The 10522-nt window shown below is 68.3% G+C and carries 11 protein-coding genes, 1 tRNA gene and 1 other RNA gene; 8 read left to right on the top strand and 5 right to left on the bottom strand.

From position 1 onward, the window contains the following. From A5752_RS25160 to A5752_RS25145, 4 genes are all read left to right on the top strand, one after another. A partial coding sequence (locus A5752_RS25160; RefSeq protein ID WP_502686803.1) for an ATP dependent DNA ligase occupies nucleotides 1-432 on the top strand: 432 nt, incomplete at its 5' end. 1 nt (nucleotide 433) lies between these two features. Then, nucleotides 434-1483 carry a non-homologous end-joining DNA ligase gene (gene ligD / locus A5752_RS25155; protein ID WP_067091757.1) on the top strand — a complete coding sequence of 350 codons (1050 nt, stop codon included), beginning with the start codon at nucleotides 434-436 and terminating at the stop codon, nucleotides 1481-1483. Between the two features lie 43 nt (nucleotides 1484-1526). Further along, entirely contained in the window at nucleotides 1527-2300 is a 774-nt protein-coding gene (locus A5752_RS25150; protein WP_197500730.1) for a superoxide dismutase family protein, read from the top strand. 62 nt (nucleotides 2301-2362) lie between these two features. Then, nucleotides 2363-2818 (top strand): hypothetical protein, encoded by a 456-nt coding sequence (locus A5752_RS25145; protein ID WP_067091755.1) that lies wholly within the window; start codon nucleotides 2363-2365, stop codon nucleotides 2816-2818. Nucleotides 2819-2822: 4 nt separating this feature from the next. Here A5752_RS25145 and A5752_RS25140 read toward each other — a convergent pair whose 3' ends face one another. After that, on the bottom strand, nucleotides 2823-3905 hold the full coding sequence (locus A5752_RS25140; protein WP_067091753.1) for an NAD(P)H-dependent amine dehydrogenase family protein: 1083 nt from the start codon (nucleotides 3903-3905) through the stop codon (nucleotides 2823-2825). 89 nt (nucleotides 3906-3994) lie between these two features. Between A5752_RS25140 and A5752_RS25135 the strand changes: the two genes are divergently transcribed. Further along, on the top strand, nucleotides 3995-4651 hold the full coding sequence (locus A5752_RS25135; protein WP_067091752.1) for a TetR/AcrR family transcriptional regulator C-terminal domain-containing protein: 657 nt from the start codon (nucleotides 3995-3997) through the stop codon (nucleotides 4649-4651). Here the strand turns inward: A5752_RS25135 and A5752_RS25130 are convergent. The 3 genes from A5752_RS25130 to A5752_RS25120 form a co-directional block, all read right to left on the bottom strand. Beyond that, on the bottom strand, nucleotides 4648-5664 hold the full coding sequence (locus A5752_RS25130; protein ID WP_067091750.1) for a S1C family serine protease: 1017 nt from the start codon (nucleotides 5662-5664) through the stop codon (nucleotides 4648-4650). The genes A5752_RS25135 and A5752_RS25130 overlap by 4 nt on opposite strands. A 28-nt stretch (nucleotides 5665-5692) precedes the next feature. Continuing rightward, nucleotides 5693-6496, bottom strand: a complete 804-nt coding sequence (locus tag A5752_RS25125) for a lipid uptake coordinator LucA (RefSeq protein ID WP_067091748.1) — start codon at nucleotides 6494-6496, stop codon at nucleotides 5693-5695. Between the two features lie 86 nt (nucleotides 6497-6582). Continuing rightward, nucleotides 6583-6668 (bottom strand) — tRNA-Ser (locus tag A5752_RS25120). Nucleotides 6669-6736: 68 nt separating this feature from the next. Between A5752_RS25120 and ffs the strand changes: the two genes are divergently transcribed. Both ffs and A5752_RS25110 read left to right on the top strand, forming a co-directional pair. Then, nucleotides 6737-6831, top strand: an RNA gene (gene ffs, locus A5752_RS25115) — signal recognition particle sRNA small type. Nucleotides 6832-6860: 29 nt separating this feature from the next. Next, the gene (locus A5752_RS25110; protein WP_067091746.1) at nucleotides 6861-8138 is read left to right on the top strand and encodes an aspartate aminotransferase type Ic; all 1278 of its coding nucleotides are present in this window, start codon (nucleotides 6861-6863) and stop codon (nucleotides 8136-8138) included. A gap of 52 nt (nucleotides 8139-8190) precedes the next feature. Here the strand turns inward: A5752_RS25110 and A5752_RS25105 are convergent, their stop codons facing one another. After that, nucleotides 8191-9060 (bottom strand): endonuclease domain-containing protein, encoded by an 870-nt coding sequence (locus tag A5752_RS25105; protein ID WP_067091759.1) that lies wholly within the window; start codon nucleotides 9058-9060, stop codon nucleotides 8191-8193. A 178-nt stretch (nucleotides 9061-9238) separates the two neighbouring features. Between A5752_RS25105 and A5752_RS25100 the strand changes: the two genes are divergently transcribed. Continuing rightward, the coding region (locus A5752_RS25100) for a DNA polymerase III subunits gamma/tau (RefSeq protein ID WP_067091744.1) at nucleotides 9239-10522 on the top strand (1284 nt) is incomplete at its 3' end.

Here is a 10522-nt window from a genome sequence, read left to right as displayed (position 1 = left end):
GCCCGCGACGCCGATTGCGTGGCGATGGGTTATCGCATCCACAAGAGCGGCGAAGGCATCGGGTCGATCCTGCTCGGCCTGTACAACGACGACGGAGAGCTGCAGATGGTCGGCGGTGCAGCATCTTTCACCACCAAGGACCGGCTCAAGTTGTTGGCCGAGCTGGAGCCGCTGCGCGAAGGCGACGAGATGCGTGAGGGCGACCCCAGCCGCTGGAACTCCGCGGCCGACAAACGGTGGGTCCCCATCCGGCCGGAGAAAGTCTGCGAGGTCGCCTACGACCAGATGGAGGGCAACGGCGGCGCCGCACAACGCTTCCGTCACGCCGTGAAGTTCCGGCGGTGGCGGCCCGACCGAGACCCGAAGAGCTGTACCTTCGACCAGCTCGACGTCCCGCTCAACTACGACCTCTACGACGTTCTGGAGTCCTGAAATGCCAACAGCAGCAGAGGAAGTCGATGTCGACGGCACCAACGTCCGGCTGACCAACCGCGACAAGGTGTACTTCCCGAAGCTCGGCAAGAACGGCACGAAGGGCAAACTCTTCGACTACTACCGCTCCGTCGCCGAACCGATGGTGGCGCTCCTGCGTGACCGCCCGGTGCACCTGCAGCGCTTCCCCGACGGCATCGAGGGCGAGGAGATCTACCAGAAACGCGTCCCTCAGAAGCATCCCGACTACCTCGAGACCTGCACCGTCACCTTCCCGTCCGGTCGCACCGCCGACGCGCTCAAGGTCACCCACGCCTCGGCGATTGCGTGGGCCGCGCAGATGGGCACGATCACGCTGCACCCGTGGCAGGTGAGGTGCCCTGACACCGAACATCCCGACGAACTGCGCATCGACCTCGACCCGCAGCCCGGGACCGGTTTCGCCGACGCCAGTTCGGTCGCGGTCGACGTGCTCAAACCGCTGCTGGACGAACTGGGCCTGGTCGGTTATCCGAAAACGTCCGGCGGCCGCGGTGTGCATGTGTTCCTGCGCATCAAGACCGACTGGGACTTCATCGAGGTGCGTCGTGCCGGAATCGCGCTGGCCCGCGAGGTCGAGCGTCGGGCCCCGGATGCGGTGACCACGTCGTGGTGGAAAGAAGAAAGGGGCGCGCGCATCTTCATCGACTACAACCAGAACGCGCGCGACCGCACCTTCGCTTCCGCGTACTCGGCGCGCAAGACCCCGATCGCCACCGTTTCCACCCCGTTGACCTGGGAGGAGCTCCGTTCCACCGACCCCGACGACTACACGATCGCGACCGTTCCGGATTTCGTTGCGGGACGGCCCGATCCGTGGGCCGACATCGACCGCAAGCCGCAGTCGATCAAGAAGCTGCTGGACATGGTCAAGGCCGACGAGGAGCAGGGCCTGGGCGATCTGCCGTATCCGCCGAACTACCCGAAGATGCCGGGGGAGCCGCCGCGCGTGCAGCCGAGCAAGAAGGTCGCCGCGAACTGGGACGAGGACGGCAATCCGGTCAACGGCTGAATTTCGCGGTTTGTGTCGCCCGTCACACGGGTACGGGGACTTCATGATCAAGCAAGTCAGTGTTGCCTTGGGTGTCCTCGCGGTCGCAGTCGGTTGTTCGAACCAAGCGTCCGACGAGTCGGCCACCACCACGACTACGACCACAACCACGGGCTCGTCGAGTGCCGAAGGCCTGACCGCCCAGATCAACACGCTAGACGGTAAACACGTCGCCGACGCCACGGTCGACTTCACCGGCGGATATGCCACGGTGACGGTTGAGACCGTCGAAGACGGCGTCCTGTCGCCGGGCTTCCACAGCATGCACATCCACGGGGTCGGCACCTGCGAGGCCGGTGACGGCTTCGCGTCGGCGGGCGAACATCTCCAGGCGCCCGGCCACACCGGCATGCCGGCCAGCGGCGATCTGCCGCCTCTGCTCGTGCGCTCCAACGGCGCAGGCAAGTTGGTTGTCACCAGTGACGCCTTCACCGAGGAGGAACTCAAGACGCCTCAGGGGTCGTCGATCGTGCTCCACGAGAGTGCCGCCATGGAGGGTGGAGACCCGGCGGCGGCCGAACAACGGATCGCGTGCGGTGTGCTCAGCCCGGCCACCGCCGCCAGCCCGTCGGTCGAGACGTCGGTCTCGACGTCGGTCGTCACCACGACCGCGGTCGCGCCTCCACCGGCGGCCACCGTCACCGAGACACCTGCCGAAACCACTTCGCCGCCGGCCGAAACCCCGGCCACCACGACACCGCCGACCGCGACCGACACCGTCACCGTGACCGAGACGCCGTCGCCGACCACCACGGTGCCCGCACCTCCGGGCGGCTGACGCGACGCGCTCAGGACGCGGAAATGCCGCGTCTCGGCCGCTGACTCGGGTCTGCTGTCTCCATGCGCGTTTCGACGACCGCTCGTAGGTGGCTCGCGGGTCTGGCACTGTTCGCGCTCCTGGGCAGTGGAATCGGCGTTGCGGCCGTGATGATCCTGGGGTCGGTCAAGCAGGCGAAGCAGGCGGAGCACGCCGAGGCGTCACGCGCGGCGCTCGCCCCTCAGCCGAAGGTGCCGACGCCGATGGAGTTCGCGATCAACGTGAACGTGACCGACACGCACTGCGCACCGGAGGCGCCCGGATGCTTTTACAAGTACTCGATCGAGCCGAAATACATTGGCATGCATCCACTTCCGAAGGCGCCGTTCACCGTCTTCTACGAGGTGGTCGGCGGCAACGCCCCGCAGAAGGGCGATTTCACCGTCACCGACGGTCAGGCGCAGATCCTCCAGGATGTGGTGCTGGAGGGGCCGCCCGCCGCCCAACTCAAGGCGAACGTGCTGCAGGTGACCGGCTGAGGAGTTATCGCCGGGGGCCGACGCCGCGCGCCTGAGGCAGCGGCAGGTCGTTGTAGGTGGCGATGCCGGGCGGCGCCGCGACGACCGCCGGAATCGCGTGGATCGGCGGCATGGCGGTCATGATGTGGCCGAGCACGAAGAAGTCCTCGATCGACGTGGCGTTCTCGATCATGTCCTGCGGGGGCAGGAAGCCGACCTGCATGTTGACCGTGGGCCGACCCTCGATGGTGATCTTCCAGCCGTCCCCGTCGAGCTGCCAGTCCGGATCCAGCGTCTGGCCCTTCTTCCACCGCACGTTGACGTCGACGACGGTTCGTTGGCCGCCGGTAGGCTCATCGATCAAGCCCTGCCAGCTGGCGTACACCCCCGCGACGTGACCCGCCGGGATCGTCCACGACGCCATCTCGAGATCCTCTGTGGTCTGGGCGTATTCGGACACACACTTGATCTCATCGAGCTCGACGCCGATCGAGTCGGCGACCAGCCGCACGGCCTCGGCGAACACCGCGGTGCCGTTGGCGGCCATCGGCGCCAAATTCGGATCGTCGATCGCGGTGCCGAAGCCGACCGGCCGCTCGGTATCGGGGGAGTCGTAGAGCGTGGTGTCGGCGGATTCGGAGATGGTGACCTTGTCGACACGGTCGCACGCCGTCGCGGCGACGATCGCGAGCAGTTCCGCGAAGCCCGGGCTCACCCCGGATCCGAAGAGCGTCGCGTTGCCGCGCTTGCACGCTTCCTCGATCTTGTCCCGGCCGTCGCCGAGATTGTGTCCGGTGATGAACGAGGCGGACGAGACGACGTTGACGCCGGCCTCGAGGATGCGCGCGAGTTCGTCGACGTCGATCCACATCGGGTTGTAGACCACGACGTCGGGCTTCAACGCGAGCAGGGCGTCGACGTCGTTGGTCGCCTTCACGCCGAGGGGTTCGATGCCCGCCAGCTCTCCGGCGTCCCGGCCGGCCTTGTCCTGCGACCACGCATAGAGACCGACGAGTTCGTAGTTCGGGTTCTTCGCGATCGCCTCGACCGAACTCTTCCCGACATTGCCGGTGGTCCACTGCACGACGCGATAAGGAGTGTTTGGCACGCGCTCAGCATAGGAAAGCCGGGCGCTCCGCGAGTGTGTTTTTTACCGAGCGGCGAAAATTGTTCCTCGGGCGCCTAGGCTGGGGCGCGATGAGCGGACGCACGAGGGGTCGCCCGCCCCGGATCAGCCGCGACCAGATTGTCGCGGCGGCCCGCGACGTGGCGAGCGTTGGCCTGACCATGCAGGCGGTCGCCGATGCCCTCGGAGTCAGCCGCAAGGCCCTGCACTACTACGTCGGCGATCGCGAAGGCCTGCTGACGCTCGTGATCGCAGACCTCTTCGAACGCGAGCTGACCACCGTCGAGCTGCCTGACGGCGACGACTGGCGGGCGGTTCTGCGGGCATACGCCGTCGCGTTCCGGGACGGCCTGGTGCAGGTCGGCGCCGCCACCGACTTCACCCGACTGCGGGGTATCGGCGAGGCCGCGGCGCTGGCGCTCGCGGATCGGGTGCTCGATGCGTTGCTCACCGCCGGATTCACCCCCGACGTCGCGCGGTATGGGCTGACCGCGGCGTCGAACATCGCGCAGTCCGCGGCCCACAGCAGCGCCGGGCAGACGCCGTCGGGAATGCACCGGCACCGCGCGGAGACGTCGGCCGCCCTGGAGTCGGAACCGCAGGACACCTATCCGGCGCTGCGCACCGTGCTCGACTCCGCCCAATTCCAGCGCCACGACGCCGAGCACCAGTTCGACTTCGAACTCGAGGTGCTGATCTCGGGTCTGGATCGGCTCCTCGACGGTTAGAGCGGCGTCAGCGTGGCCTTCGCGGACCGTTCCGCTCCGCCGCCGTCGACCCAGGTCAAGTCGACGACGTCACCGGGATAGTGGCGGTCCAGCACGCCGGTCAGCGTGGTCGCCGAGTCCAGTGGGGTGCCGTCGAGCACGACGAGCACGTCGCCGGGCCGCAGTCCCGCCCGGTCGGCCGGCCCACCGCGCAGTACGTCGGCGATCTGCACGCCGGGACCCCGCTGCGCCGAGCGCACCCCGACACCGAGCAGCACCGGCGGCCCGATGTGGACGTCGGCCGACGGCGTGCGGGACCGGATCTGGTTGGCGACCGGCAGCGCGTCGTTGATCGGGATCGCGAAGCCCTCACCGCCCGGGCCGAACCGGAAATTCACCGACGCCGCGGTGGTGATCCCGACGACCTGCCCGGCGCCGTTGACGACCGGGCCGCCGGAGTCGCCGGCCACGACCGGCGCCGCGAACTCCATGAGCCCCGCCAGTTCGTCCTTGCTGCCAGTCAGCGAGTCCTCGGCGTTCACCGTGCGGCCGAAGGCGGTGATCGTGCCGACCTCGCGGGTCAGCGGCCCGTTCGTGCCGTTCGCGTTGCCGAGCGCGACGACGGGTTCGCCGGGCGCGAGCAGGGCGGAGTCCCCGAGCGGCGCGACGGGTAGGCCCTGGGCACCGATCAGCTGCAGGACCGCGATGTCGCGTCCACGGTTGTATCCGACCAGCTCGGCGGGATAGGAGCGGCCTCCGATGCTGCCGGTGATCCGGTCTGCGCCCGATACGACGTGGAAGTTGGTCAGCACCTGGCCGTTCGGGTCGATCACGAAACCGGTGCCGTTTCCGTATGCGCCCTGGTAATCGATCTCGGTGTCGATGCGCACGACGGCGGGTTCGACCTGAGCCGCCGCGGCGATGGGGTCACCGGGTGCGGCTGCGACCGGGAAAGCCGGTGCGACCAGGGCCAGCGCGGTGGCCAAAGCGATCAGCAGCGTCGCGAACGGACGCGGGACTCCGAATTTGCCCATGAGCCCATATTGCCCGATGTCGGGCCGACTAATCGTCCACCGCGACGCCCCCGCGCAGGCGCCGACGCCTGCGACGTGCGGGTTCGGGCCTGCGATTGCGCAGTTTGCCGTCGGCGGGCTCGGCTTCGTCGGTGGCCTCGGATGCGGATTCGGTCTCGTCGGCGTCGGCCTTGGCGTCAGTCTTGGGGTCGGCTTTGACCTCAGCCTCGTCGTCCTCGTGGGCCGCGTCCTTGGTGTCGGTGACGACGTCCTCGGTCTCGTCGGACGGTTCGGTGTCCTCGACGTCCTCGTCCTCGGGCTCTGCGACGTCGTCGGCCGTGTCGTCAGCGGTGTCCTCGGCGTCCTTCGACCGCCTGCCGCGGCGGCGCTGCTTCGGTGCTTTGACCTTGACCGGTTTCGGCGGCGGAGGCGGCAACTCGGCGACCGAGGCCAGGTAGAACGCGAAAACGCCGAGCAGGGCGATCGCTGCGGCCGCGCCGTAGATGCCGAACAGCCACCGGCCCGCGTCGTCGAGCGACAACCAGATCTCGCTGATCGCGGCGCCGATGATCAGCAGCCCGGCCAGCACGTGCAGGACGATCGACCAGGTCCGCAGCGTCAGTGCCATCTGCGGCGTGCCGAACTCGGGTCGGCGGGTGCGCAGCAGCGTGAACACCACAGGCAGCGCGGCCAGGCCGATCAGGGCGCCGCACACGATGCGCATCACGGTGCCGAGGGTGGGAGAAAGGTCGCCGGACAGTTCGTACCAGCGGGGCAGGACGAAGAAGAAGTACAGAACACCGGCTACGACGCTGAAGATCGCGTGCCAGGTAACCGCGACAGTGCGGCTCATTCTCCTCCTAGACGCTTGTTTGGTCCCGGGGTGCGACCGTATGTGACGGTCAGATTTGGCCGACAGGCCGCACCCCGGGCCGAGTGCGGAGGATGCGGGATTTGAACCCGCGAGGGCTATTAACCCAACCCGCGTTCCAGGCGAGCGCCATAGGCCACTAGGCGAATCCTCCGCGGGCCATGGTAGCCGACCTTGCGACCGAGCCGATCGGGATGCGACCGGCTCGGGTATTAGACTCGCCGTGGACCCCGCGCGGCGTCCATCCTGTGAACTCCCCCAGGGCCGGAAGGCAGCAAGGGTCAATGGGCTCTGGCGGGTGCGCGGGGTCCCCTCATTTCACGGTTCTCCAGTTGAAAGGCGTCTGGTGTCTTTTCTGTCGCTCGGCCGGGACGAACTCGCCGCAGAACACGAGCAGCAGAAGCGCAACTACGCCGAGCTGCAGGCCAAGGGGCTCAAGCTCGACCTGACCCGCGGTAAGCCGTCCGCGGCGCAATTGGACCTGTCCAACAAGCTGCTCGAGCTGCCCGGCGCCGAGGACTTCCGCGACGGCGACGGCACCGACGTCCGCAACTACGGCGGCGTGCACGGACTGCCGGAACTACGCGCGATCTTCGGCGAGCTACTCGGCATCCCGGTGCAGAACCTGATCGCCGGAAACAACGCCAGCCTCGAGTTGATGCACGACGTCGTGGTGTTCTCGATGCTGCACGGCGGTCCGGACTCGCCGCGGCCGTGGGTGCAGGAGCCCGTCGTCAAGTTCCTGTGCCCGGCGCCCGGTTACGATCGGCACTTCGCGATCACCGAGAGCCTCGGCATCGAGATGATCACCGTGCCGATGCTCGAGGACGGACCCGACGTCGACCTGATCGAGGAGCTCGTCGCCGCCGATCCCGCCATCAAGGGCATGTGGTGCGTGCCGGTGTACTCGAATCCCACGGGCGTCACGTTCTCCTGGGAGACGGTTCGCCGGCTCGTCCAGATGCGAACGGCGGCAAACGATTTCCGGTTGATGTGGGACAACGCCTACGCGGTGCACACGTTGACCCACGACTTCGTCCGCAACGTCGACGTGCTCGGGCTGGCCGAGGCCGCGGGCAACGGCAACCGTCCCCTCGTATTCGCCTCGACGTCGAAGATCACGTTCGCCGGCGCCGGGGTCAGCTTCCTGGGCGCCTCGCTGGGCAACATCGCCTGGTATCTGCAGCACGCCGGCAAGAAGTCCATCGGACCGGACAAGGTGAACCAGCTGCGGCATCTACGGTTCTTCCGCGACGCCGACGGCGTGCGTCTGCAGATGCAGCGCCACCAGGAGCTGTTGGCCCCGAAGTTCGCCGCGGTGCTGGAGATCCTCTCCGACCGGCTCGGCGAGTCGAAGATCGCGTCGTGGACCGAACCCAAGGGCGGGTACTTCATCAGCCTCGACGTGTTGCCGGGTACGGCCAAGCGCACCGTGGCGCTGGCCAAGGATGCGGGCATTGCGGTGACCGAGGCCGGTGCGACCTTCCCCTATCGGAAAGACCCGGAAGACAAGAACATTCGCATCGCGCCGACCATGCCGCCCGAGCCTGAGCTGCGGGCAGCGATCGACGGCCTGGCGACCTGTGCGCTGCTGTCGGCGACCGAGTCGCTGCTCAAGGACTAGCCGGCCGGTTTGTGAATCTGCCGACGGTTTTCGCGAAAAAGCGTCGCCAGGTTCACATTCGAAGCCCGCGTGCGCGCAGCGCGCCTTCGACCCTCGCCACATAAGTCGTCCGCCGATGCTGCAGCAGGTCTCGGCTGACGCGGACGATCACCCAGCCGAGTTCCGTCAACGCGAACTGCTTGTCGATGTCGCGCTGCCTCACCCGCGGATCGGTCCAGTGTTGTGATCCGTCGTATTCGATGCCGACCAACAGATCCGGATAGGCCATGTCGAGACGCGCGACGAACTGCCGATACTCGTCGAACACGCGGACCTGCGTCTGCGGCGCGGGAAGCCCCGCGTCGACCAATGCCAGCCGGGCGACGGTCTCCTGCGGTGACTCCGCGCCGCCATCCATCAGCGGCAGGACGCGCCGTAGCCGCGGAAGGCCGCGGGCGCCCGGGTGCGTGGTGATCACCGCCTCGACGTCGACGTGTTTGAGCCCGGTGGCGTTGGCCAGCGCGTCGAGGCGTTGCACCGCGAGCACTCGAGACTTGAGGTGACGACCGAGGTCGAACGCGGTGCGGGCCGGATCCGTGATGGGCATGCCGGCGATGCTCACGAGTTCGTCGGGCAGCGCCCGCTCGGTGCGGACGACGAGACCCGTTGGCGGTCTGCGGTTGTCGTGGATGAGCTCCGCCGGTAGGCCGGCGTCGACCCACTTGCTGCCCAGCACGGCCGCCGCCGACAGCCCGCTAACGATTCCGCGCCGCTTCGACCACAGCCACGCCGCCCGCGCCCGCTCGGGTGCCGACACGGTGAAGTCTCGCGGGACGTAGACGTTCGGGTAGAGCGGCGTGTACAGACGGCGCATCGTGCGCTCGGAGATCGCGCCCGTCGACAACGCTTCGCTTCCGACGAACGGCCATCGCGGCTCGGTCATGGTCGCACGGTGCACGCTCCGACCGACGGAACGCGCCCCCGTCGCGCGGTCATCCACAGGTCCACGCCGTTTGTGAATCTGACGACGCTTTGGCGCCCGGGACCGTCGCCGATTTCACAATCGAGAGGGGCAGGGCTGAGGTGTCGCGCCGTCGGACCGCGCCGGTAGCCTGCTGTGCGTGGCGCTCTACCGCAAGTACCGGCCCGCGACCTTCGCGGAGGTCGTCGGCCAGGAACATGTCACCGAGCCACTGTCGACGGCGCTGACGTCCGGCCGGATCAACCACGCCTACCTGTTCTCCGGTCCGCGTGGCTGCGGTAAGACCTCGTCGGCGCGCATCCTGGCGCGGTCGCTGAACTGCGTGCAGGGGCCGACAGCCACGCCGTGCGGGGTGTGCGATTCGTGCGTGGCGCTCGCGCCCAATGGGCCAGGCAGCGTCGACGTCGTCGAACTCGACGCGGCCAGCCACGGCGGTGTGGACGACACCCGCGAGTTGCGCGACCGCGCGTTCTACGCGCCGGCGCAGTCGCGGTATCGCATCTTCATCGTCGACGAGGCGCACATGGTCACCACGGCCGGCTTCAACGCGCTGCTGAAGATCGTCGAGGAGCCGCCCGAACATCTGATCTTCGTGTTCGCGACCACCGAGCCGGAGAAGGTGCTGCCGACCATCCGGTCGCGCACGCACCACTACCCGTTCCGTCTCCTGGCGCCGCGCACCATGCGCACGCTGCTGGAGAACATCTGCGCGCAGGAGAACGTCACCGTCGACGACGCGGTCTACCCGCTGGTGATCCGCGCCGGCGGCGGGTCGCCCCGCGACACGCTCTCGGTGCTCGACCAGCTGCTGGCCGGTGCCGAGGGCAACCACGTCAACTACGCGCGGGCGCTGGCGCTGCTGGGTGCGACGGATGTCGCGCTGATCGACGACGCGATCGACGCGTTGGCCGCAGGCGATGCCGCGGCACTGTTCGGCGTCGTGGAGGCGGTGATCGACGCCGGGCACGACCCGCGCCGGTTCGCCACCGACCTGTTGGAGCGGTTCCGCGACCTGATCATCCTGCAGTCGGTGCCCGACGCCGCGGCGCGTGGTGTCGTCGACGGACCCGAGGACGTGCTCGACCGGATGCGCGAGCAGGCGACGCGCATCGGCACCGCGACGCTGACCCGCTACGCCGAGGTGGTGCACGCCGGCCTCGGCGAGATGCGCGGCGCGACAGCGCCCCGACTGCTGCTCGAGGTGGTGTGCGCGCGGCTGCTGCTGCCGTCGGCCAGCGACACGGAAGCGGCTCTGCTGCAACGGATCGAGCGCATCGAGACCCGCCTGGACATGTCGATTCCGGCCGGTGAGGGCGCAGCGCCTCAGGTGGGTGGTCCGCCCAAGCAGTACGCCCGCAGGAGCAAGGCCGAGGCGCAGGCGCCCGCCGTCGAGGCGCCGGCCCGCCCCGAGCCTGTCTCTTAT

Source organism: Mycobacterium sp. 852002-51961_SCH5331710, assembly GCF_001665535.1.
Lineage (GTDB): Bacteria > Actinomycetota > Actinomycetes > Mycobacteriales > Mycobacteriaceae > Mycobacterium.
Note: the sequence above shows the minus strand (reverse complement) of the source record. Positions and strands in the feature narration are given on the sequence as shown.

Excerpts from the sequence above, each read along its gene's own strand:
- A5752_RS25150 (WP_197500730.1), top strand. The coding sequence starts at position 1,527 with ATGATCAAGCAAGTCAGTGTTGCCTTGGGTGTCCTCGCGGTCGCAGTC.
- A5752_RS25125 (WP_067091748.1), bottom strand. The coding sequence starts at position 6,496 with ATGAGCCGCACTGTCGCGGTTACCTGGCACGCGATCTTCAGCGTCGTA.
- ligD (WP_067091757.1), top strand. The coding sequence starts at position 434 with ATGCCAACAGCAGCAGAGGAAGTCGATGTCGACGGCACCAACGTCCGG.
- A5752_RS25130 (WP_067091750.1), bottom strand. The coding sequence starts at position 5,664 with ATGGGCAAATTCGGAGTCCCGCGTCCGTTCGCGACGCTGCTGATCGCT.
- A5752_RS25135 (WP_067091752.1), top strand. The coding sequence starts at position 3,995 with ATGAGCGGACGCACGAGGGGTCGCCCGCCCCGGATCAGCCGCGACCAG.
- A5752_RS25105 (WP_067091759.1), bottom strand. The coding sequence starts at position 9,060 with ATGACCGAGCCGCGATGGCCGTTCGTCGGAAGCGAAGCGTTGTCGACG.
- A5752_RS25145 (WP_067091755.1), top strand. The coding sequence starts at position 2,363 with ATGCGCGTTTCGACGACCGCTCGTAGGTGGCTCGCGGGTCTGGCACTG.